At 72.7% G+C, this 22,185-nt stretch carries 19 protein-coding genes and 1 pseudogene; 10 read left to right on the forward strand and 10 right to left on the reverse strand.

Translation table 11 applies throughout. The features are described 5' to 3' along the window. Positions 1-16: 16 nt before the first annotated feature. The 4 genes from AMK10_RS23340 to AMK10_RS23355 all read right to left on the reverse strand — a co-directional run bounded on the left by AMK10_RS23340 (position 17) and on the right by AMK10_RS23355 (position 4,386). Positions 17-433, reverse strand: coding sequence for a universal stress protein (locus tag AMK10_RS23340; RefSeq protein WP_073749849.1), 417 nt, complete (start codon positions 431-433; stop codon positions 17-19). A 1-nt stretch (position 434) separates the two neighbouring features. Next, positions 435-1,928 carry an APC family permease gene (locus AMK10_RS23345; protein ID WP_073749850.1) on the reverse strand — a complete coding sequence of 498 codons (1,494 nt, stop codon included), beginning with the start codon at positions 1,926-1,928 and terminating at the stop codon, positions 435-437. Between the two features lie 150 nt (positions 1,929-2,078). Further along, the gene (locus tag AMK10_RS23350; RefSeq protein WP_073749851.1) at positions 2,079-3,299 is read right to left on the reverse strand and encodes a saccharopine dehydrogenase family protein; all 1,221 of its coding nucleotides are present in this window, start codon (positions 3,297-3,299) and stop codon (positions 2,079-2,081) included. A gap of 409 nt (positions 3,300-3,708) precedes the next feature. Further along, positions 3,709-4,386: a uracil-DNA glycosylase gene (locus AMK10_RS23355; protein ID WP_073749852.1), complete on the reverse strand. Its 678-nt coding sequence runs from the start codon at positions 4,384-4,386 to the stop codon at positions 3,709-3,711. Positions 4,387-4,561: 175 nt separating this feature from the next. On the opposite strand from AMK10_RS23355, the gene AMK10_RS23360 reads away from it, so the two are divergent. Beyond that, on the forward strand, positions 4,562-5,569 hold the full coding sequence (locus tag AMK10_RS23360) for an N-acetylglucosamine kinase (protein ID WP_073749853.1): 1,008 nt from the start codon (positions 4,562-4,564) through the stop codon (positions 5,567-5,569). Positions 5,570-5,707: 138 nt separating this feature from the next. Beyond that, positions 5,708-6,631: a sirohydrochlorin chelatase gene (locus AMK10_RS23365; protein ID WP_079180840.1), complete on the forward strand. Its 924-nt coding sequence runs from the start codon at positions 5,708-5,710 to the stop codon at positions 6,629-6,631. A 102-nt stretch (positions 6,632-6,733) separates the two neighbouring features. Here AMK10_RS23365 and AMK10_RS23370 read toward each other — a convergent pair whose 3' ends face one another. The 4 genes from AMK10_RS23370 to AMK10_RS23385 all read right to left on the reverse strand — a co-directional run bounded on the left by AMK10_RS23370 (position 6,734) and on the right by AMK10_RS23385 (position 10,925). After that, positions 6,734-7,807 (reverse strand): lactonase family protein, encoded by a 1,074-nt coding sequence (locus tag AMK10_RS23370; protein ID WP_073749855.1) that lies wholly within the window; start codon positions 7,805-7,807, stop codon positions 6,734-6,736. Positions 7,808-7,903: 96 nt separating this feature from the next. Continuing rightward, entirely contained in the window at positions 7,904-9,415 is a 1,512-nt protein-coding gene (locus tag AMK10_RS23375) for an FUSC family protein (RefSeq protein WP_073749856.1), read from the reverse strand. A gap of 200 nt (positions 9,416-9,615) precedes the next feature. After that, positions 9,616-10,065, reverse strand: a complete 450-nt coding sequence (locus AMK10_RS23380; protein WP_241839641.1) for a hypothetical protein — start codon at positions 10,063-10,065, stop codon at positions 9,616-9,618. 182 nt (positions 10,066-10,247) lie between these two features. Beyond that, on the reverse strand, positions 10,248-10,925 hold the full coding sequence (locus tag AMK10_RS23385; protein ID WP_382566461.1) for an acyl-CoA-like ligand-binding transcription factor: 678 nt from the start codon (positions 10,923-10,925) through the stop codon (positions 10,248-10,250). A gap of 130 nt (positions 10,926-11,055) precedes the next feature. On the opposite strand from AMK10_RS23385, the gene AMK10_RS23390 reads away from it, so the two are divergent. The 6 genes and pseudogenes from AMK10_RS23390 (at position 11,056) to AMK10_RS23415 (ending at position 18,642) form a co-directional block, all read left to right on the forward strand. Further along, complete coding sequence (locus AMK10_RS23390; RefSeq protein WP_073749858.1) at positions 11,056-11,823, forward strand: SDR family NAD(P)-dependent oxidoreductase; 768 nt, start codon at positions 11,056-11,058, stop codon at positions 11,821-11,823. 330 nt (positions 11,824-12,153) lie between these two features. Then, complete coding sequence (locus AMK10_RS23395) at positions 12,154-13,980, forward strand: flavin-containing monooxygenase (protein WP_073749859.1); 1,827 nt, start codon at positions 12,154-12,156, stop codon at positions 13,978-13,980. Positions 13,981-13,985: 5 nt separating this feature from the next. After that, positions 13,986-15,659 carry a hypothetical protein gene (locus AMK10_RS23400; RefSeq protein ID WP_107428484.1) on the forward strand — a complete coding sequence of 558 codons (1,674 nt, stop codon included), beginning with the start codon at positions 13,986-13,988 and terminating at the stop codon, positions 15,657-15,659. A gap of 194 nt (positions 15,660-15,853) precedes the next feature. Continuing rightward, positions 15,854-16,369 (forward strand): Lrp/AsnC family transcriptional regulator, encoded by a 516-nt coding sequence (locus AMK10_RS23405; protein ID WP_073749861.1) that lies wholly within the window; start codon positions 15,854-15,856, stop codon positions 16,367-16,369. Positions 16,370-16,463: 94 nt separating this feature from the next. After that, positions 16,464-17,157 (forward strand): annotated as a pseudogene (locus AMK10_RS23410) (HAD family hydrolase). 246 nt (positions 17,158-17,403) lie between these two features. Further along, entirely contained in the window at positions 17,404-18,642 is a 1,239-nt protein-coding gene (locus AMK10_RS23415; protein WP_073749862.1) for a serine/threonine-protein kinase, read from the forward strand. Between the two features lie 9 nt (positions 18,643-18,651). Here AMK10_RS23415 and AMK10_RS23420 read toward each other — a convergent pair whose 3' ends face one another. After that, positions 18,652-19,644, reverse strand: coding sequence for an aldo/keto reductase (locus tag AMK10_RS23420; protein ID WP_198959767.1), 993 nt, complete (start codon positions 19,642-19,644; stop codon positions 18,652-18,654). A 175-nt stretch (positions 19,645-19,819) separates the two neighbouring features. Then, a complete protein-coding gene (locus tag AMK10_RS23425; protein ID WP_073749863.1) occupies positions 19,820-20,734 on the reverse strand; it encodes a glycoside hydrolase family 16 protein in 915 nt (304 codons plus the stop codon). A gap of 203 nt (positions 20,735-20,937) precedes the next feature. Between AMK10_RS23425 and AMK10_RS23430 the strand changes: the two genes are divergently transcribed. Further along, on the forward strand, positions 20,938-21,471 hold the full coding sequence (locus tag AMK10_RS23430; protein WP_073749864.1) for a DUF4232 domain-containing protein: 534 nt from the start codon (positions 20,938-20,940) through the stop codon (positions 21,469-21,471). Positions 21,472-21,630: 159 nt separating this feature from the next. After that, the gene (locus AMK10_RS23435; RefSeq protein WP_241839642.1) at positions 21,631-22,179 is read left to right on the forward strand and encodes a DNA polymerase ligase N-terminal domain-containing protein; all 549 of its coding nucleotides are present in this window, start codon (positions 21,631-21,633) and stop codon (positions 22,177-22,179) included. Positions 22,180-22,185 lie beyond the last annotated feature (6 nt).

Consider the following 22,185-nt stretch of genomic DNA (forward strand, 5'->3'; position numbering starts at 1 on the left):
GCGGCCTCCGGCCGGCTCACTCCTCGGTCGGCACGCAGAGCACCGGGACGGTCGACAGGTGCAGGAGCTTGTGCGGGGTCGAGCCGAGCAGCGCGCCCCGCATCGGGCTCTCGCCCCAGCTGCCCACCACGATGACCCGCGCCGCGTGGCGCGAGGCGGCTTCGATCAGTGCCTGTGCGGGACTCAGGTCGATGACCTCGACCGTCGTCGGCACCTCGGCCGCCTCCGCCGCGGTGACCGCCCGCTCGAGCCCTGTGCGTCCGGCCTGGCGAATGGCGTCGTAGTGGGCGTGGTACTCCTCGCCGGTGGGGCCGGGCGGGGCTGCCCCGTAGACCAGCACGAGCCGCTCGCCGAAGGCGGAGGCCACCTCGATCGCCGCCCTCAGGGCACGTGCGGCGCCCGGCGATTCGTCGTACCCGAGGACCACGGACATGTCAGCGCTCCTTGTCGTGCACGAGGCCGGGATCGACCACACCGCGGCGCTCGGCCCAGAAGGCCGGCGACCGGAACCGCAGCACCACCATGAGCACCACACCGACAAGGCTGACGCAGATGCCGATGACGAGCGGCGGGCCCAGCCCGAACCAGGAGGTCCCGCTGTAGGAGTTGGCCGGGTCCGACATATCCATGACCGACCGGACGAGCAGCCAGGTCAGCAGAGCGGCTCCGACCACCGGGCCGAGGCCGATGAGGAAGAAGTTGCGCGCGCTCTCGGTGAGATGGCGGCGGTAGTAGACCGCGCACGCCACTCCGGTGAGCGCGTAGTAGAAGGCGATGAGGAGGGACAGCGCCGTCAGCGAGTCGAAGAGGGCGTTCTCGCTGATCTGGTTGACGACGAGGTACCAGGCGATGGCGATGACCGCGACCCACCAGGTGCTCACGTCGGGGGTCCGGAACCGCGGGCTGATGTGCGCGAAGTGCGCGGGCAGCGCGTGACGGCGGGCCATCGACAGAGCGGTGCGCGAGGCCGGGATGATGGTCGTCTGGGTCGAGGCGAGCGCCGACGTCGCGACCGCGAGCAGCACGATCCAGTCCCAGCCCCCCATGACCTCGCCGGCGAGCAGGGCGAAGATAAACTCCTCCTCGTCGGCGTTCTCCGCGAGGTAGGCAGGACCGGCGAAGGCAACGACCGCGAAGCCGACCGACAGGTAGGTCACCAGCAGGATGACCGTGGACCAGACGCCCGCCCGGCCGGGAGCGGTCGCGGAGTCCCTCACCTCCTCGGTGAGGTTGACGCACGACTCCCAGCCCCAGTAGATGAACACCCCCAGCAACAGACCCCCCGTGAGCGCCGCGCCACCCTCCCCGAAGGGGTTGAGCCACTCGACGGCGGGCGTGACGGAGTCGAAGCCGGTCGTGCCCGCGTAGACGCGGTAGAGCGCGACGATCACGAAGGCGAGGAGGAACGCCACCTGAGCCAGGATCAGGACGTTCTGCACCTTGGCCGAGAGCTCGGTCCCGATGACGCACAGTCCGGTCATCACCACGATCAGGACCACGGTGAGCAGCTGGCGGACGAACGTGTTCTCGGCCCAGCTGTCCAGGCCGACGGCCAACAGCCCGAAGCTGACGGCGACGTCCGCCAGCGACCCGACGACGAGCACGCCGGTCATGGCGATGGCCCAGCCTCCGAGCCATCCGGTCCACGGCCCCAGGGCGCGGGCGACCCAGGAGAAGGTCGTCCCGCAGTCCTGGTCGACCTTGTTCAGGTAGTAGAAGGCCGCGGCGATGAGGAGCATGGGCACGAAGGAGGCGAACAGCACTCCGGGTGCGTAGATACCGACGAGCGCCACGATCGGACCGATGACCGCCGCCACCGAGTAGGCCGGCGACGTGGCGTTCAGTCCGATGACGAGCGCGTCGACGAAGCCGATCGCGTTCGGCTTCAAGCTGGCCGGCGGTGCCGACCCGGCACGGTCCTCTGCCACGCTCCCTCACTAGGGTCACAGGCCTCAGAAAAGGCGGACGACACACGGGCGGAATGTGTGTTTCAGCATGCTATGGGCCTGATTCCTGGTGTGCACGTCCGACGACTCCCCCGGAGCCACCACAGACGTGTCCCCGGCCTCTCATCGCCGTCATTGCTCGCGCATGCCCCAGGGCGCGCCGTACTCCGCCAGGAGATCGAGGAACGGCCGGGGCGGCATGGCCTCGGGGCCCAGCACCCCGGTGCCGCTCCACGCGCCGCCCGCCAGCAGTTCGAGCGCGGCCACGGGGTTGATCGCGGTCTGCCAGACCACGGCCTGGGAACCGTACTCACGCATCGACCACTGGTTGTCGACCACGTGGTACAGGTAGACCTCGCGGGGCTTCCCGTCCTTGGTGCCCTTCACCCAGGTGCCCGCGCAGGTCCTGCCGTGCATGCGATCCCCCAGTCCGGCCGGATCGGGCAGGCAGGCGGCCACCACGTCCCTCGGTGACACCTGGACATCGCCGGATCCGCTCTTCACGGAGACGGGGTTCGTACGGTCGAGGCCCAGCTTGTGGAGGGTGCGCAGCACCCCGATGAACTCGTCTCCCAGGCCGTACTTGAACGTCACGCGCCGGGCCTTCAGCCATCGGGGGACGAGCAGCACCTCCTCGTGCTCGACGTTGACGCACTCGACCGGCCCGATGCCCTCGGGGAAGTCGAAGACCTCCGGTTCACTGAAGGGGGCGGTGGTGAACCAGCCCCGCCCCTCCTCGTAGACGACCGGTGGGTTCAGGCACTCCTCGATGGTCGTCCAGATACTGAAGGACGGGGCGAAGTCGTAGCCCTCCACCGTGAGGTCGGCGCCGTCGCGGATGCCGATCTCCTCGATCTCGTCGAAGAGCTCGTCGGAGGCGTAGCGGGCGAACACGTCCGAGAGCCCGGGTTCGACCCCCATGCCGACCAGCGCGAGACGCCCGGCGGCCTCCCAGTCCGCCGCGCGGTCGAACTGCGCGTCCCCGAGTTTGACGCCGCACTCCTCGTACGGCCGGGACGGGTGGGGCCGGGAGAGCGACATCGCCATGTCGAGGTAGTGCGCCCCTTGGGCGAGAGCCGCCTCGAACAGCGGCATGACGAAGCGCGGGTCGGTGGCGTTGAGCAGCACGTCGCAGCGGTGTTCGGTGAGTGCGGCGCGCACGGCCGCCGGGTCGGAGGCGTCGAGCCGTACGGCTCCGAAGCGCTCCCCGCGCTCCCCGAGGGCGGCGACGGCGGCCTCCGCCCGTGCGCGGTCGTGGTCGGCGACCGTCATGTGCTCGAAGAAGGGCCGGCGGGCCGCGATCCGGGTGATCGCCGTGCCCACCCCTCCCGCGCCGACCAGGAGAACACGCATGGGACACCACTCCTCTGCCGAGCCGACGGCACGGACCGGCCGGCCGGTCCGTTGGAGTGGGGACGCTAACAGCCCGGATCGCGGGCGGCGGGCAGCGTCGGACCGGTGTCCCGTGTCCGGGACGCCTCGGCTCCGGTGAGCCACCCGGACGGGCTCCCCGCCCTCGGGGCGAGGACGGTGCCGGGTGCGGTCCGGGCCGTCGGCGTGACCGGATGCGGAGAAGAAGCCGGCCCCACCGGCGGGGGGATGCCGGTGGGGCCGGGTGCTCACGGTGGTGCGGGGGGGGGTGCACCTGCCGGAGCTCGGGTCACAGGGTCGCGTGCCCCGGTCCCGGGAACCTATGCACGGCGCCGGGGACCGGTCTTGGACCGCCGCTGGTGCGGGGTCCGGCCGACGGCCCGGGGGCCGCTCACGGGAGGCGCCAGTCCACCGGCTGTTCTCCCAGCCCGACCAAAAAGTCGTTGGTGCGGCTGAACGGCCGCGAGCCGAAGAAGCCGCGGTCGGCCGACATCGGAGAGGGATGAGCGGACTCGACCGCGGGCAGGTCCCCGAGGAGCGGCCGTACGTTGCGTGCGTCCCGCCCCCACAGCACGGAGACCATGGGCTTGCCGCGCGCGGCCAGGGCGCGGATGGCCTGCTCGGTCACCTCTTCCCAGCCCTTGCCCCGGTGGGCGGCGGGCCTGCCCGGCGCTGTGGTCAGCGCGCGGTTGAGCAGCAGCACCCCCTGCCGGGTCCACGGCGTCAGGTCTCCGTTGGAAGGCCTCGGGAGGCCGAGGTCCGCGTGCAGCTCCCTGAAGATGTTCTCCAGGCTGCCCGGGAGACGCCGTACGTCGGGGGCGACCGCGAAGCTGAGCCCGATCGCCATGCCCGGGGTCGGATAGGGGTCCTGACCCACGATCAGGACGCGCACGTCGTCGAAGGGCTGCTGGAAGGCGCGCAGGACGTTCGCCCCCGACGGCAGGTAGGTGCGGCCCGCTCCGATCTCAGCGCGGAGAAAATCCCCCATCGCCGCGATCCGGCCGGCCACGGGCTCCAGGGCCTGAGCCCATCCGGGCTCCACAAGTTCACTCAACGGTCGCGCTGCCACAGGCGTCACCCTACCGGCCTACACCGACAACGTGATCATGCGGTCCCCGCCGGGAGGCGCCCGGGGGTAGGCTGCGCGGCGTCGTCAGTCCTCCAGTCCCGGAGCCGTTCCATGAGGTTGCCCAGGCGGTGTTGTCCCCAGTGATGGATGCGGTCGAACAACGGCCCGCCGAGCGGTGGTTGCCGTGAGCGGCCCCCATGGCCCGTTCGTCCTCGGGGTGGACTCGGGCGGCTCCGGGCTGCGAGTGGCCCTGGGAGGCCCGGACGCCACGCACCCGGTCGGTACGGACGTCTGCGCCGAGCCGGTGCGGACGGGGCCGGGCGGCATCGACGCCGGACATCTGATGGAACAGCTGCTGCCCGCGGCCCGACGGCTGCTGGAGCGGGCGGGTCCCGGGGCGTCCGTCTCCGCCGCGGTGATCGGGGCCGCCGGGATGGCGACGCTCGGTGACCAGCTGCGCGCCGAGGTGCCCGCCGCTCTCGGCGACGCGCTGGGTGTGCGGCGGCTCGCCCTCGCAGCCGACGCCGTGACCGCGTACGCCGGAGCGCTCGGCCAGCGGCCCGGAGCGGTCGTCGCGGGCGGCACCGGCATGATCGCGCTCGGCACCGACCTCACGGCCTGGCGCAGGGCGGACGGCTGGGGACACCTGCTGGGCGACAGCGGCGGCGGCGCCTGGATCGGGCGTGCGGGGCTCGACGCGGCGATGCGCGCCCACGACGGCAGGCGTGGGGGTTCGCCCGCGCTGCTGGCGCGGGCCGAGGCCGTCTTCGGACCGGCCACCGGCCTTCCGGGCGAGCTCTATCCGCGTGCCGACCGCCCCGCGCTGCTTGCCTCGTTCGCCCCCGAGGTCGCGGCCTGCTCCCCCGACGACGAGGTCGCGGCGCGGATTCTGCGGGAGGCCGCCGCCCACATCGCCGAGGCCGCCGCCGCGGTGTGCCCCCGGACGCCGGACCCCCGGTCCGGTGAGTGCGAAGTCGCCCTGACCGGTGGCCTGTTCCGTATGGGCGAGCCTCTTCTCGGGCCGCTGCGCGGCGAACTGGCCCAGCAGGTCCCGCAGGCGCGGGTGGTGCCCGCCGCCGGTGACCCGCTGCACGGCGCGCTGGAGATCGCCCGGGCGCTGGCGGGGTCCGGCCTGCGACTCCCACCCCACCCGACCCTGCTGTTCGTACCGGGAGTAACGTAGGCGATTCGAGCACCCGTACGCACGGACAGAGCAGGTCAGTAGCCCGGTATGCCGTTCAACAGACATATACGGACAGATAACGCCTGGTCGCCCCCTCCCCGAACAGAGGGGTACCCAAAACCAGTAGCATGCGGCGCCATGAGCACCCCCACTGGGCCCGCTTCCGGCCTGCCTGTACGAATGCCGCGACCTCGCCAGTCCGGACGGCACCGCCGCCCGGAGCCCGTGGTCGCACCTGAGGGCGCTGCCGCGCTCGTTCTCGCCGTTCCCGGCACCCCTTCCCCGGCCTCGCGCAGCCTGGCCGAGGAAGTGATCAGCATTGCCCGTTCCGAGCTGCCCGGCCTGAACGCGCAGATCGGTTATCTCGACGGCGACGACGCCGAATACCCCGCGCTCGCCTCCGTGCTCGCCCACGCCGCCACCGAGCGCACCGCGCGCTACGAGCAGGCCACCGCCGCCGGCCGCGAGGTGGCCGAGCCCTCGGGCCCGTCCGCCGTCGTCGTGCCGCTCCTCGCGGGGCCCGACAGCTCCCTGATGCGGCGCATACGGCAGGCGGTCATGGACAGCGGCACCCAGGCCGAACTGACCGACGTACTGGGTCCGCACCCGCTGCTCGCCGAGGCGCTGCACGTGCGTCTCTCGGAGGCCGGGCTGGCCCGCGCCGACCGCGCGCGGCTGTTCACCGTCGCGACCGCGGCCGACGGCATCGTGCTGGCCACGGTCGGCGGCGAGGAGGCCGTGCAGGCCGCCGGGATCACCGGCATGCTGCTGGCCGCCCGCCTCGCGGTGCCGGTGATGGCCGCGGCCCTGGACGTCGAGGGCTCGATCGCCTCGATCGCCGCGCAGCTCCAGAACTCCGGTTCCGCGCAGCTCGCGCTCGCGCCGTACCTGGTGGGCCCCGAGATCGAGGAGGGCCTGCTGGACGCCGCCGCGAAGGAGGCCGGCTGCGCGACCGCCGAGCCGCTCGGCGCCTACCCGGCCATCGGCAAGCTCGTGCTCTCGCTGTACGCGACGACGCTGGGGATCACCCCGGCGACGCCGCAGGGAGCCCAGGCCCACTGATCCACGCCTGACCCGTACCCGAACGACGCGGCGCGGACCGGCTTTCCGCCGGTCCGCGCCGCATGCCGTTCCAGGGCCCCGCCCCTCAGGGCCTCGGTCTCCTCAGGCGAAGACCACACAGGAAGCGGCCGGAACCTCGACGGAGCCCGCGTGGGCCGGGAATCCCGTCTCCGCGTCCACCGCGAACCAGCAGACGTCCCCCGAGCGCTCGTTCGCGGCGTACAGCCACTGCCCCGTGGGGTCGAGCGCCAGGTCGCGGGGCCAGCGCCCGCCGCAGCCCACGGCGGCGGCCAGGACGGGCTTCTCGGCCGTCTCGTCGAGCGTGAGCACGGAGATGCTGTCGTGCCCCCGGTTGGCCGTCCACAGGAACCTGCCGTCGTGGGAGACCACCAGCTCGGACGGGTAGGTCCGCGCCCCGCCCTCTTCCCCGTGCGCGTCGTGCGGCAGCACGGGCGTCTCACCGACTGGTTCGAGCAGACCTGCGGCCGCGTCCCAGCGGCACACCGTGACGGTCGGCTCCAGCTCGTTCAGGACGTAGACGTGTCCCCCGGACGGGTGAAAGGCGAGATGGCGCGGCCCGGTCCCCGGACGCAGCATCGTCTCGGCGTGCGGCAGCAGGGAGCCCGTGCGGGGGTCGAGGGCGCAGACGCGCACGGAGTCGGTGCCGAGGTCCACGCTCAGCACCCAGTTCCCCGAGGGGTCGGGGAGCACCTGGTGCGCGTGCGGTCCCGCCTGGCGTCCGGCGTCCGGGCCGCTGCCCTCGTGCCGCAGCACGGCGGCGGCCGGGCCGGGCGAGCCGTCGGGCCGCACCGGGATCACGGTGACACTGCCGGAGCCGTAGTTGGCGGTGAGCAGGTGGTCCGCGGCCAGGGACAGGTGGGTGGGACTGCTGCCGTCCACGGGACGCGCCTCGCCGAGGGGCCGCGGCGTGCCGTCCTCGTCGACGGTGAACGCCGCGACGGCACCCTCGGAGGTCTCGCTGACCGTGTACAGCACGGTGGCACCCGTCGCGGGGGCCCGGCCGACGGCGAGGAACGACGGGTCGGCGACGACGCCGGTGGACGTGAGCACGGACAGCGCTCCGGTGTCCCTGTCGACGTCGGCGACGGTGATCCCCTGGCCTCCCGCGGAGGTGAACGACCCTATGAACGCCCGTACGGCACTGTCCGCGCCCATCGCGCTACCCCTCTTCGCTCCGTCACGATCTTCACGACCGACGGTAGCAGGCAGGGGTTTTTGGTCCAGACCAATATGAGCCTTCCATGGGACGGCTCAGGCGGCGGCCAGCGGGGCGCGCGGGGAGCTGTGCAGCGGGGCGGCGAGCTCGGCGAGCGCCCGCTCCAAGCTGTGGAGATGAGCCAGCGCGGGTTCGGCGGCACCGGCGGGGGCCTGGGCACCGGCGAACGCCGCCGAGGCGCGGCGCCCGCGCACCGGGGCCGTCAGCGCCTCCACCGAGGCCTCCACGCGCCAGCAGGCCGCGGCCAGCCGGGCGTCGTGGGACGCCTCGGGGTCCGCGGCGACGGAGGCCAGCCCCCGCACCTCGCGAGCGCAGACGTCGAGCAGGGCGAGCACCTGCACGGCCCGCGCCTTGCGGGCGCGGAGCGGGCTCAGCGGATGCACGAGCGGGCCGAGCGAGAGCCGTACGCGCCCGAGGAGCGCTTCCAGTTCGGCGACCCGGGGAGCGGGGTCGGCGGTCGCCGAGCCCGCGAGGCGCGCGGCGGCCTCGGCGGTGCAGGCGTGCACGCAGCGCAGGGCCCGCTGGATCCAGGCGTCGGTGGTGGCGTGGGTGGTGACCGGCAGGACCACGAGCACGGCGGCCATCGCGCCGAGCGCACCCACCCCCGTCTCCGTGAGGCGCAGTGCGAGCAGCGCCGGGTCGAGGACGCCCAGCAGCCCGTAGAGCGTCCCCGCCAGGACGGTCACCGAGAACATCATCCAGGTGTACGAGACGGCAGCGGTGTAGAAGATGCCGAAGACGCCGAGCGCCACCAAGGCGGCGGAGGGCAGGGCGGCCCCGTGCAGCGGGGCGATGACGAGCAGCCCGACAGGGATGCCCGCCAGCGTCCCCAGCACCCGCCGGAATCCCCGCACCAGGGTCTCGCCGCGCGACGCGGTGTTGACGAAGACCCACCACGTCGCGCCCACGGCCCAGTACCAGCGCTCCCCGGAGAGGAGCTGCCCCGCCAGCAGCGCGAGGGCCCCTCCCACGGTCGCCTGGACGGCCTGGCGGGTGGTGGCCCTGGCGAGGCCCCGGGCGGCGGGCGGCGCGAGCACGGCGGCCACGGGCAGCCGGCGCTCGTAGCACCAGAGCCCGAAGCGGACGGCCGAGGCGGTGAGGACCGAGAGCAGGACCGCGGAGTACACCTCGGGGAGCTGCTCGGGCAGGGTGTGGAGGAACTGGGTGATGAAGAAGGCCATGAAGGCGAACACCCCGAGCGAGTGGCCGCGCGGGCCCCAGCGCCTGGCGTAGACACCGGCGCCCATGACCGCGAGGAAGGCCGCGTCACGCGCCACGGGCTGGTCGTGCAGCACGGCGGCCAGGGCGAGGACGGGCAGCCCCACCACGGGCAGGAGCGCCGTGGTGACGGCCTGCCCGCGCACCGTGGGGTCGGTCACCGTGAAGAGGGCCAGCAGCGCGGCGAGCCCACCGGTGATGGCGCCGACGAGCGAGTGACCGGCCAGACCGCACACCACGACGGCCAGTCCGATACCCAGGACGGCCCTGGTCGCGTGACGCAGACGCGCCCGCCCCGGGTCCGGTGCCACGAACGCCCGCTTCAGCACAGATGCCCCGCCTCTTCCCATGAAAAAGGGCGCCACGGATTACCCGCAGCGCCATCGACGGAACCATCACACCACGGGGAGGACTTCTGGCTCAAACGTCCGCCCGTCCACTGAACCATTGGCACAGCAGATTGGCTCGCATGTGTACCACGGGTCGGCCAATGGCCGGAAGGGCGGGGGCCCGCCGCGTCCGCGCCGGATCAACGCCCGTACGTGGCCCGGCAGAGGTCGACGATGTCGGCGGCAGCCACTCCCCGGCCCGTCGCGCAGACGGTGCGCATGTCGTGCGGCTGCGGCGGCCGGGTCACGTGCGGGGAGCCGGCGCGGCGGGGTTCGGGACGGGGCGGGGCCTGGTGTCGCGGCCCGTCGGCGGTACTCCGGCGGGCCGGGGGCGCCACCACATCCGGCCGGCGGACCTGCGGCCCCGCCTTCGCCGCCCCCTTCCGCTTCCGCTTCTCCTTGCCGCGCGGCCGCTCCCCGGCCTTCCCCAAGGCGTCGTGCACCGCCGCAGGGGCCGTCGGCACCCTGGACGCCTGAACGGCGGGGTCGTTGCCGCTGCGCACGGAGGCCGCGGGGGCGGGTCTGTCCGTCCCGGGCTGTACGGACACACAGCCGGCCGTGGCCAGCAGGGCGACGAGCACGAGGGACATCGACCGCAGGTTCATGCCCTGATCAACGACGGCCCGATCGCCCGGACACGTCCGGAACTCACGCCCCTCGGCCCGAACCCACGGCCCGGGGGCGCTTCCACCCCTCAGCCCGACCACCCGGAACCCACCGGCCCGGCCGCCGCACCCCTTCCCCGGCCCGACCCACGGCCCGGGTCGCGCCCTCAGCCCGACAGGCCGGCCCTGGCGATGCCCAGCGCACGGGCGACCGCACCCGGCAGCGAGTCCGGAGTCGGGTCCTCGCCCCAGGCCCACTGCTCGACCGCGATGCGCAGTGCGCTGTTGAACAGGGTCGCCTGTACCCGTGGTTCGAGGTCGTCCGGGGTCCTGCCCGTGCGTTCCGCGATGACCTCGGCGAAGACCCGCTCCGCGTCGTAGTGGACCTGGAGCCAGACGGCCCGCAGCCCAGGCTCGGTGCGGGTGAGCAGGACCAGGTCACGCAGAGCCTCGGCATCGGCGGAGGCGGACTCGCCCGTGGGGCCGGACGGGTCCCCGGCGAAGGCCTCGGCGAGCGGCCGGTCACGCGGCCACGACCTCATGAGGACCGTGGCGGAGTCGAGGGCGTAGGTCAGCAGCGGGCTGACGCACAGCTCCTTCGACGAGGTGTAGCGCCACAGGGTCCGCTGCGAGATTCCCACCGCCGCGGCGATCTCCTCGGCGGTCGTCGCGGCCACGCCCCGGTCGGCGAAGAGACGTACGGCTTCGCGGGCGATCTCCAGCCGGGTGGCGGCCTTGCGGCGTTCGGTCAGCGGGGGGCGCCCGAGGCGCGCTCCGCTTCCCGCCGCGGTTCCGGCGGTGGCGACGGAACGGTCCTTCGTCCCGCCGACGTGTGGGGTCTGCACGACTTTCGGCCACCTTCCTTACCGGCTGCGCCCATCGTAGCGATAGCTTTTCTGGCACTGCTCGCCATTTTGGCACTGCGCGCCAATAAAGTAGCGTGACGGCGGAAACACCGATCGCAAGGAGCATCTCGTGAGCGTCACCACCAGCGGCCCCGGCCGCAGCGTCATCGTCACCGGAGCCGGCTCGGGCATCGGCCGGGCCGCCGCCCTCCGGTTCGCGCAGGAGGGCGCGCGCATCGTGATCGCCGACGTCGACTCCGCCTCGGCCGCCACCGTCGCCGAGGAGGTGGCGCAGGCCGGGGGCACCGCGGTGACCGTGATCGGGGACCTGCGCGACCAGGCGGTCGTCGACCGGGTCGCGGCAACGGCGGCCGAGGAGTTCGGCGGGATAGACGTCCTGGTCAACAACGCCGGGATCATGGACAGCATGTCGGCGGCGGCCGACACCGGTGACGACGAGTGGGAGCGCGTCATCGGCATCAACCTCACGGCCCCGTTCCGCCTCACCCGCGCCGTGCTGCCGCACATGCTCGCCGCGGGCAGGGGCGCCATCGTGTTCACCGCGTCGGAGGCCTCCCTGCGCGGCAGTGCGGCGGGTGCGGCCTACACCGCCTCCAAGCACGGCATCGCCGGTCTGACGAAGTCGCTTGCGGTCATGTACCGCGACAAGGGCATCCGCTCGAACGCCATCGCCCCGGGCGGCACCCTCACCAACATCCGGGTCGACGCCGACCGGGGAGCCCATGGACCCGCCGCCCTCGCGCCCTACATGGGCAACGTCGGCACCCCCTCGCAGGCGGACGAACAGGCGGCGGCCATCGCCTTCCTCGCGTCCGAGGCGGCGAGCAACATCAACGGGGCGATCCTCCCCGTCGACAACGGCTGGTCCGCGGTCTGACCAAGCCTCACCCTCCGGCCCGCGTGCACCACTTCCCCCGACGGCACACGCGGGCCGGAGGCGTTTTCCGGACAGTCCGTCACCACCCGCCCCGGGCCCTCAATATGCATTGACCACACGATATGTATGCTGCACTCAAGATGTACGGTGCACAACGCAAGTCCCCGGCAAGCCGAGGGAAGTTGTCCGTGGACGACCCCGGCCGGAGACTTTCGCAGGCAGCGAGTGACGGCCGCCTCCCACGCCCCGCCCCGCCGGGCGCACAGGCCCACGCGCAGGACATCAGCCCGGATCCACCCCCAACAGGAATCCAGAGGAATGAGGCCACACATGCCCTCCCCCCACACCGGTACGCACGAACACACCGGTACGCACGAGCTGGGCTTCGATCCGGAAGAGCTGCGCCGGAAGTACCGGCAGGAACGCGACCGGCGTATCCGCCCCGACGGCAGCGCCCAGTACCGGCGCACCGCAGGTGAGTTCGGCTACTACGACGCGGACCCCCACGCCGACCGCGACTTCACGAGGGAGCCCCTGGACGACAGGGTCGACGCGGTGGTCATCGGCGGCGGGTTCGGCGGACTCCTCGCCGGAGCGCGGCTGCGCCAGGCCGGCGTCGGGTCGATCCGGGTGATCGAGAAGGGCGGGGACTTCGGCGGGACCTGGTACTGGAACCGCTATCCGGGCATCCACTGCGACATCGACTCCTACACGTACATGCCGCTGCTGGAAGAGGTCGGCTACGTACCGAAGTGGAAGTACGCCCCGGGTGAGGAGATCCGCGAGCACGCGCAGGCGATCGCCCGGCACTTCGATCTGTACCGGGACGCCTGCTTCCAGACCGAGGCCGTCGAACTTCGGTGGGACGAGGCCGCGTCGGAGTGGACGATCGGCACCGACCGCGGCGATCGCTTCCGGGCGCGGTACGTCGTGGTGTCGAGCGGAACGCTCAGCCAGGCAAAGCTGCCCGGCATCCCGGGGATCGAGGCATTCGAGGGCCACACCTTCCACACCAGCCGCTGGGACTACGACTACACCGGTGGCGACCAGGACGGTGGCCTGACCGGGCTCGCCGACAAGCGGGTGGCACTCATCGGTACGGGCGCGACCGCGATCCAGGTCGTCCCGCACCTCGGAGCCGACGCGCGGCAGGTGTACGTGTTCCAGCGCACCCCGTCCTCGGTCGATGTGCGGGACAACCGGCCCACCGACCCGGAGTGGGCGAAGTCGCTCGAACCCGGCTGGCAGCGCCGCCGGATGGAGAACTTCCTGAAGGTCGTCACGGGGAAGCCGGTGGACGAGGACCTCGTGAACGACGCCTGGACGAGCACCGCCCGCCTCCAGGAGAAACTCATCCCGACCGATGCCTATACGGACGTACCCGCCGAGGAGCGTGAACGCGCCTACGAGCTGGCCGACTTCCAGAAGATGAACGAGATCCGTGCCCGGGTGGACTCGGTCGTCGAGGACTCCGCGACCGCCGAGAAGCTCAAGCCCTGGTACCGCTACATGTGCAAGCGGCCCACGTTCAGCGACCACTACCTCCAGACCTTCAACCGGCCCAACGTGACCCTGGTGGACACCGCCGACAGCCATGGCGTCGAGCGCATCACCCACAACGCCGTGGTGGTCGACGGGGTGGAGTACGAGGTCGACTGCATCATCTTCGCCACCGGCTTCGAGGTCGGCGTGTCCGGTGTCCTCTCCGGGAAGCTCCCGGTGTACGGCCGGGAGGGCGCGTCCCTGCTGGAGACCTGGAGCGAGGGCCCCAGGACGCTGCACGGGTTCTACAGCCACGGCTTCCCGAACTTCTTCCAGCTCGGACCGCTGCAGAACGCCAGTTCCGTCAACTACGTCCACATCCTCGACGAACAGGCCACGCACGTCGCGGAGGTCGTCGCCGCGTCGCGCGAGCGCCGGGCCCGCTTCGTCGAGCCGACGGTCGAGGCACAGGAGGAGTGGGTGGCGACGATCCGCCGGAAGGCGGCGAGCCTCCACGAGTTCCAGGCCGAGTGCACCCCGGGGTACTACAACAACGAGGGCAGGCCACGCGCGCGGAGCGAGTCCTTCGGTGACGGCCCGGTCGCCTTCCACGAGTTGCTCAGGCAGTGGCGCGAGGGCGACGGCATGAACGACGTCATGGCAGGGACGGAGTGAGCCGGGTGCGCGAGGGGGACCAGCGGCAGGCCACCCGCCCGAGCAGGTTCGACGGGACACGTGCGCGCGGCGCACATCCGTCCGCCGAGAGGCTCAACCCGGCCAACCCGCTGTGGGGCTCGAACGGCATCGCGTTCGGTCCGGACGGGCGGCTGTACGTCGCCGAGTTCCTGGGCGGCCGGATCAGCGCGGTCGACCTCGACGGCGGGGACCTCGACGTCGTCGTGCCCAGGGGCGGGCCGGTCCAGTCACCGGACGATCTCGCCTTCGGGGCGGACGGATCGATGTACATCGCCGACCTGGTGCCGGGCCGCGTGTGGCGGCGCAGCCCGGGGGGCGAGTACTCCCTGGTCTGCGACGAGGTCCACAACCCCAACGGCATCACCTGCGTCGGCGACCGGCTGTTCGTCAACGAGATGAAGCCGGACGGCCGTCTGCTGGAGCTCTTCCCGGACGGGGGCGAGCCGGTCGTGCTCACCCAGGGGCTCGCCATGGGCAACGCGATGCAGTTGGGCCCGGACGGGTACCTCTACTACCCGCACATGATCAGCGAGCAGATCTGGCGCATCCCTCCGGACGGCGGAGCTCCCGAGATGGTCGCGGACCAGGTGGACCGGCCGGTCGCGGTGCGCTTCGACCTCGCCGGGGTGCTGCACGTCCTGTCGATGGGCCCCGAGGGCCGGGTCACCCGGATCGACCTGCACGGCACCGGCTCCCGCACCCCGGTCACCAGTGGCCTGGTGGGGCTGGACAACGCGGCCTTCGACGCGGAGAACCGCATGTTCGTCTCCAGCTACGCCAGCGGCGGCGTCACCGAGCTGCACCCGGACGGGCGGACCCGGGTGATCGTGCCCCGCGGGTTCGACGGCCCGTACGGCGTGACGGTCGGCCCCGGCGGCACGGTGTACGCGGCCGACCACTACCGGGTGGCGAGCCCCTCGGCCACCCATGAGGGGGTGCCGGCCGCCGACGCGTCCGGGGCGGACGCGGGCGGTGTGACCAGCCATGTCCTGGCCCCCTTCGCCCACGGCATCGCGGCAGACGGTGAAGTCCTGCACCTCACCTCGCAGTTCGGGGACGTCCGCACCTACGACCCCCGGCACGGAACCCTGCGGACGCGCCTGCGGGGCCTGAAGCGGCCGATGGGCATCGCGGTGGATCCCGCCGGTGCGCTCGTCGTCGCGGAGGCGGACGGCGGCCGGGTCGTCTCCGTCGCCGACGACGACACGGTCACGGTGCTCGCCACGGGGCTCGGGCGCCCGGTCGACGTGGCCCTGGACTCCGCGGGACGGTGCTACGTGAGCGACGAGGAGGCGGGCACCGTGCTCCGTCTCGAGCTGGACGCGCCGCCCGTCGTCGTCGCGGACGGGCTCGGCGCGCCGCAGGGCCTGACGATCCTGGGCGACGAGCTGTACGCGGTGGAGACCGGGCACCGCAGGGTGCGCGGCATCTCCCTGAGTTCCCGGACGAGCTGGACCGAGGCCGAGGACCTGCCGCTCGGGCGCGCTCCGGGCGAGGAGCCCCGTACCCGGGAGGAGGAACCCGCGCTGTTCGCCAACGGCCTGCCGGGGATGGCCCGCCGCTTCGCCGGGATCGCCGCCACGCCGGACGGATCACTCGTCCTGTCGGGCGACGGCGAGGGAACGCTGCTGCGGCTGACCCCGTCCCGGGGGCGCTGACGGGCCCAGGACCCGTCGACCCCCGCGCCGTCACGGCACCCGACCGGGTGCCGCGACGGCGCGGTACGGACCGGTCCGGGGCCGGACGCGGGGCTCCGAACGGGCGTCCGCCGGTTCCCGTGAGCAGGAAGTACAGTCGTGCCACTGATCTCCCGGCCAGGAGGATCACCCAGCCCCAAGGAGCACGGCCGGCCATGGCGGTGGACGCCCTCGACACCCGCATCCTGCGGCTGCTCATCGAGCAGCCGCGCACCAGCGTGCGCGAGTACGCGCGCATCCTCGGAGTGGCGCGCGGCACCCTCCAGGCGCGCCTGGACCGGCTGGAGCGGGACGGGGTGATCACGGGCACGGGCCCGGCGCTGTCCCCTGCGGCCCTCGGCCACCCGGTGCTCGCGTTCGTCCATCTGGAGGTCACCCAGGGGCATCTGGACGAGGTGGGGGACGCACTCGCCGCCGTACCGGAGATCATCGAGGCGTTCTCGACCACCGGGGGCGGGGATCTGCTGACCCGGGTGGTGGCCCGCGACAACGGGCATCTGGAGGACGTGATCCAGCGGCTGATCCAGCTCCCGGGCGTGGTCAGGACCCGGACCGACGTGGCCCTGCGCGAGCGGGTGGCCCACCGGGTGCTGCCGCTGGTCGAAGCGGTGGGCCGCACGGCGGACGGCTCGGGCCGGGCGCAGCCGGGCAGGGCGGAAGGCTCCGGCTAGCACCACGGACACCCCGGCGGGGGCATGGCGGCAGGCACGGGGACCTCGCGGCCCCGGAGGTCCCGCCCGGTAGCCGTCGGGCATGCTGGGGGCCATGAGCTCCCCGCGTGTACAGGCCCCGGCCGTCCTCCTCGATCTCGACGGAACGCTCGTCGACAGCGAGCCGAACTACTACGAGGCCGGGCGCCGGCTCCTCGCGCGGTACGGCGTGAAGGACTTCAGCTGGGAGAACCACACCCGCTTCATCGGCATCGGCACCCGCGAGACCCTCACCGTCCTGCGTGCGGAGTACGGGATCCAGGCGCCGGTCGACGAGCTGCTGACCGCCAAGAACGCCCTCTACCTGGAGCTCGCGGGGACATCCACCACCGCCTTCCCCGAGATGCGCGCCCTGGTCGAGCGGTTGCACGGCCGAGGGGTCCCGATGGCGGTGGCGTCCGGTTCGTCCCGGGCGGCGATCGAGGCCACGCTCGCGGTCACGGGACTGGACGCCCACATCCCCGTGTACGTGTCCGCCGAGGAGGTCGCGCGCGGAAAGCCCGAGCCGGATGTCTTCCTCGAGGCCGCGCGGCGGCTCGGCGCGGAGCCGGCCTCCTGCGTGGTCCTGGAGGACGCCGTCCCTGGCGTCCGGGCCGCGCACGCGGCGGGCATGCGCTGCGTCGCCGTTCCCTACGCCGGAACGGCCGCGGACGAGGCCGCGTTCCGGGAGGCGGAGCTGCTCTTCCCGGGCTGGCGGGCAGGCGGAGTTCCGGGCTGCCGCGGTCCTCGACTGGTTTGCCGCCGACTGAGCGGGAACGAGCCGGTCGGACAGCTGGATTGGCCGGAATCGGCGTCCCTGCGGATGCCCGGGCGTCCGGAGGTCCGGCGGGCGGATATCCTGATCATGCCGCGCACCCGACGCACCGTACCGAGGCGTTTGAGCCCGACGAGGTCACCGCCGCGGCAGTTCGGAGCGGGCCACAATTCGAGATTGGTGTGCACAGGTGCTGGTTGCTGGACGGTACCGGCTGATATCCCCCATCGGCCGTGGCGGTATGGGTGAGGTGTGGCGCGCCACGGACGAAGTGCTGGGGCGCCCCGTGGCCGTGAAGCTGCTGCTGGGGGACCAGGCCGACGCCTCGTCGACCGCGCGTTTCCGCCTGGAGGCACAGACGGCCGCGCGCCTGAGCCACCCTCATCTGGTGGCCGTCTTCGACTTCGGCTCCTGGGAGGACCGCTTCTATCTGGTGATGGAGCTGGTCGAGGGCCGTAGCCTCGGGGATCTGCTGGAGTCCCAGGAGACCGTCCATCCCGAACAGGTGGCGCGCATCGCGGGAGAGGCCGCCGCCGGTCTGGCCGCGGCGCACCGGCAGGGCATCGTCCACCGCGACATCAAGCCCGGCAACCTCATGCTGGACGCCGACGGGTCGGTGAAGATCGGTGACTTCGGCATCGCGCAGTTCGTCGACGATCCCTCGACGGCGCTGACCACGGCGGGCCACATCGTCGGTACGAGTCTGTACCTGGCTCCCGAGCGGGCCCTGGGCCGTACGGCGGACTCCGCGTCGGACATGTACTCCCTCGGCTGTGTCATCTACCAACTGCTGGTCGGCCAGCCGCCGTTCCGTTCGGACACGGCGACCGCAACGCTCTATCAGCACGTGGACACGCCTCCGGTGCCGGTCAGACAGCGGGGTGCGGACGTCTCCCCCGCCTTCGACTCGTACCTGCTGGGCCTGCTGGCGAAGAAGCCCGAGGACCGGCCGAGCGCGCAGCAGGTCTCCGACTGGTTCCGGACGGATGCCTGGCGCGGGCGCCCCGAGCCGCTGCCCCGGCACACGCCCGCCGCACGGCGGGCCGCTCCCCCGGTCGTGTCCGCACCGGCTCAGGCCCCGGGCTCCCCCTCCACCGGGGGCATGTCGACGTACAGACTTCCGCAGGCCACCGGCCGCAGACGGGCGGCGCCCGCCCCCAGGGCGTCCAGATCGGCGGGCACGCGCCGGATCAGCACGAGTGAGGCCATCCGGCGCCGCCCGCGTGTGGCGAGCGCCGTGGCCGGGACGGTCGCCTTCGTGGCGGCGGTCTACCTGGGGACGGTCCTCTTCGCTCCGGACACCGGGGCGGCGGACACCCCGGACCCCGGTTCCACCCCCACGGCCGGCGTCGGGACGCCGGCCCAGGCCGACCCCGCGTCGGACCCCTCCGCCGATCCGGCCGCCGAGCCCGCCCGGAACGACGGCGGACAGGACGGCGGCGGTCGGAACGACGACGGGCAGGACGACGAGGACGACTGAGCCCCCGGGTCACCAGCGCGAGTGGACCTCCGCGCGGATCCGGCGGTCGTACAGGTCGCGCACAGCGTCCAGCGTGCTCTGCGGCAGTGCCGGAAGCGCGGCGGCCGACGCGTTGGCGCGGGCCTGCTCGACGGAGCGGGCACCGGGGATGACGCTGGTGACGCCGGACTGCTGGATGATCCAGCGCAGCGCCGTCTGCGCCGGGGTGGCACCCTGGGGAGCGAGCCCGGCGAATTCCGCCGCCGCGGACACACCGGTCGCGTAGTCCACGCCGGAGAAGGTCTCACCCTGGTCGAACGCCTCCCCGTGGCGGTTGTACGTGCGGTGGTCCTCGGGCGCGAAGACGGTCTCCGCGGTGTACCTGCCGGACAGCAGCCCGGAGGCGAGAGGCACCCGGGCGATGATGCCGACCCCGGCCTCGACGGCGGCGGGCAGCACCTCGTCGAGGGGCTTCAGGCGGAACGGGTTGAGGATGATCTGCACGCTGGCGACACCCGGCCTGGCGATGGCCGTGAGCGCCTCGGCGCACGTCTCGACGCTCACCGCGTAGGCGGCGACGCGCTGCTCGGCGACGAGGGTGTCGAGTGCGTCGTAGACGGCGTCCGAGGAGTAGACGGCCGTCGGCGGGCAGTGCAGTTGTACGAGATCGAGGGTGTCGACGCCGAGGTTGGCGCGCGAGCGGTCGTTCCAGGTACGGAAGTTGTCCAGGACGTAGTTCGCGGGAAGCTGGTCGGCGCGTCGTCCCATCTTGGTGGCGACGAAGACGTCCGCGTCCGGCCGGTCCTTCAGATAGCGGCCGATGAGCTGTTCGCTGCGGCCGTCGCCGTAGACGTCCGCGGTGTCGAAGAAGGTGACCCCGGACTCGACGGCGGCGTCCAGGACGGCGAAGGCGTCGGCCTCCCGCACCTCGCCCCAGTCCCCGCCCAGCTGCCATGTGCCCTGTCCGACGACCGATACGTCACGGCCGGTCCTGCCGAGTGTGCGCTGCTCCATGCGGATCATGCTACGTCGGCGCGCGCGGCCGGCGGCGGGCCCGCTCCACCACTCCTCGCGGAGGCCTGGGCGGCGATCCTCGTCACGGGGCCGCGCCGGCCGTCGCGGCGGAGCGCGGACATGCCGACGGGGCCGGCGGTGGTGTCCACCGCCGGCCCCGCCCCCCGTGCTCGGTTCCCCGTGGTCAGTCGCCGGTGGTCACGCGGACGTAGTCGACGACGAGTTGCTGCGGGAAGGTGGTGCTGCCGTCGGGGTCACCCGGCCAGTAGCCGCCCACCGCGAGGTTCAGGATGAGGAAGAACGGCTTGTCGAACACCCACTGGTTGCCGTTGAGATCGGCGGGCGTGCGGCGCTGGTACACCGTGCCGTCCACCGACCAGGTGATCGAGTCGGGCGCCCAGTCCACGGCGAAGGTGTGGAAGTCGTCGGCGAACGCCGCCCCGCCCGGCAGCGTGTAACCGGCGCCGATGCCGCCCGAACCCGAGTACCCCGGACCGTGCAGGGTTCCATGGACGGTGCCGGGCTCGAAGCCGACATTCTCCATGATGTCGATCTCACCGCTGTTGGGCCATCCCACACTGCCGATGTCGGCGCCCAGCATCCAGAACGCGGGCCAGATGCCCTGACCGCGCGGGATCTTCATCCGGCTCTCGACATGACCGTACGTCGACGTGAACCTCCCCGAGGTGTTGAGGCGGGACGAGGTGTACTCGCAGGTCCCGTACCAGCACTGGTAGTTGCCGGGGTTCTCCTTGCGTGCGGTGATGACGAGGTTGCCCTGGCCGTCGAGGGCGGCGTTGCTGGTGCCGGCCGTGTAGTACTGCCGTTCGTGGTTGCTGACGTTGTCGCCGGTCTCGGTCAGCCACTTGGCACCGTCGACGGCGGAGCCCGCCGGCCCGTCGAACTCGTCGGCGAAGGCGACGGCCGCCGCGCCGGACGTGGAGGAGGACGCGGCCGTGCGGGGGTCGGGTGCGGCCGAGGCTCCGGCGGGAAGGGCGGTCATGGCGACGGAGCAGCAGAGCAGGGAGAGCGCGTAGATCGTGGCGCGGCGCTTCCTGGAGAGGCGCCGCACTGCGTGGTGGGGGGATGGCACGGTCATCACATCATTTCCTGTGGGGGGAAACTGTGGGGGAACAAGTCATGCGCATGACAGATACGCGCTGAGAGGTGAACGCTTGGCACACCGGCCCCACGCGCATCTTTCAACACTTGATTTAATGCAGCGGCCGAAGACCCGTCAAGGATCTGGTCCAGACCGGGCGGGTACGGGTAGAAGTCGCCGCGGCAGGGAACGGACAACTCATGCGCATCCGTACCGAAGTCGCCCTTCCCGCCGCTCTCCTCCTGGCTCTCGCCCTGTCGGCCCCGGCAGGCGTCGCGACGGCCTCCTCACCCGCGGCCGCCACCCCCGCTCCCCCGGCGTGCCGGGAAAGCGTCCTGACCGTCACCGCCAAGGCCTCGGGGCGGCCCTCGACGCTGCGGATCGGCGTCACCAACCACGGCCGGCACGCCTGTGTGGTCGACCGCGTCCCGACGGTGGTCTTCGGGGACCTGGACGGCCCTGCCCTGCCGGTGCCCGAGGGCGGGAGCGGCGCGTTCCGCGTACCCGCCGGCGGTTCGGCGTACGCGGCCGTGCGCACCCTGGACCCGGCGGCGACGGAGCTGCGGGTGGTGGACCGGCTGACGGTCGCCGCCGACCCCGCGCACCGCGGCCGGACGTTCGGCGCCGCGTCCCTGGGGTCTCCGGACGGAATCCGGGTCTGGGAGCCGGTCACCACCTGGTGGCACCGCTCCCGCGCGGCGGCCGACGCCGCGCTGGCGCGGTACACCGGCTGACCGGCCCGTCCGCAGCGGACCGCCCGTACGGCGGCCGTCGTGCGGCGCGCGGTCGGCGGCGGCACAGTGGAGGTACGGGCAGGGACGGTGCCGGGTTCCCGCGGCCTCCACGGGACGGGACGCGCGTCGTCCGGCGGCATCCCGGCGGAAGGATCAGGCGTGGACAGCGAGAGCACACGGCGTTTCGTGGTGCAGATCCACGACGCCCGGCGTATGCACTTCGACTTCCGTCTCGAGGTCGACGGCGTCCTGAAGTCCTGGGCCGTGCCGCGCGGCCCCTCGGACAACCCCCGGGACAAACGGCTGGCCGTGCCGACGGAGGACCATCCCCTGGAGTACCGCGAGTTCGAGGGAGTCATCCCGCAGGACGAGCAGGGCAGCGGCACCGTGATCGTCTGGGACCAGGGCACCTACAGACCGCTCAGCCACGACCTCGAGGGGGATCCGGTTCCGTTCGCCGAGTCCCTGGAGCGCGGTCACGCGACGTTCTGGCTGGACGGGACCAAGCTGCGCGGCGAGTTCGCCCTCACCCGCTTCCGCATCGACGACCAGGACGGGACGCCGGGACCCGAGGCCTGGCTCCTGATCAAGGCCAACGACCGCCAGGCCGTCCACGACCGGCCGGGCACGCCCGATCCGTACCACGCGCGTTCTGCGCGCACGGGCCGCACACTGCACCAGGTCGCCGTCGCGGACCGGCAGGACTGACCGCTC

Source organism: Streptomyces sp. CB02058, assembly GCF_001905505.1.
Taxonomy (GTDB): domain Bacteria; phylum Actinomycetota; class Actinomycetes; order Streptomycetales; family Streptomycetaceae; genus Streptomyces.

Bases quoted from the DNA above. Each gene is read 5' to 3' on its own strand.
- AMK10_RS23395 (WP_073749859.1), top strand. From the start codon at position 12,154: ATGCCCTCCCCCCACACCGGTACGCACGAACACACCGGTACGCACGAG.
- AMK10_RS23420 (WP_198959767.1), bottom strand. From the start codon at position 19,644: ATGATCCGCATGGAGCAGCGCACACTCGGCAGGACCGGCCGTGACGTA.
- AMK10_RS23350 (WP_073749851.1), bottom strand. From the start codon at position 3,299: ATGCGTGTTCTCCTGGTCGGCGCGGGAGGGGTGGGCACGGCGATCACC.
- AMK10_RS23370 (WP_073749855.1), bottom strand. From the start codon at position 7,807: ATGGGCGCGGACAGTGCCGTACGGGCGTTCATAGGGTCGTTCACCTCC.
- AMK10_RS23365 (WP_079180840.1), top strand. From the start codon at position 5,708: ATGAGCACCCCCACTGGGCCCGCTTCCGGCCTGCCTGTACGAATGCCG.
- AMK10_RS23380 (WP_241839641.1), bottom strand. From the start codon at position 10,065: ATGTCCCTCGTGCTCGTCGCCCTGCTGGCCACGGCCGGCTGTGTGTCC.
- AMK10_RS23430 (WP_073749864.1), top strand. From the start codon at position 20,938: ATGCGCATCCGTACCGAAGTCGCCCTTCCCGCCGCTCTCCTCCTGGCT.
- AMK10_RS23405 (WP_073749861.1), top strand. From the start codon at position 15,854: ATGGCGGTGGACGCCCTCGACACCCGCATCCTGCGGCTGCTCATCGAG.
- AMK10_RS23425 (WP_073749863.1), bottom strand. From the start codon at position 20,734: ATGACCGTGCCATCCCCCCACCACGCAGTGCGGCGCCTCTCCAGGAAG.
- AMK10_RS23340 (WP_073749849.1), bottom strand. From the start codon at position 433: ATGTCCGTGGTCCTCGGGTACGACGAATCGCCGGGCGCCGCACGTGCC.
- AMK10_RS23415 (WP_073749862.1), top strand. From the start codon at position 17,404: ATGGGTGAGGTGTGGCGCGCCACGGACGAAGTGCTGGGGCGCCCCGTG.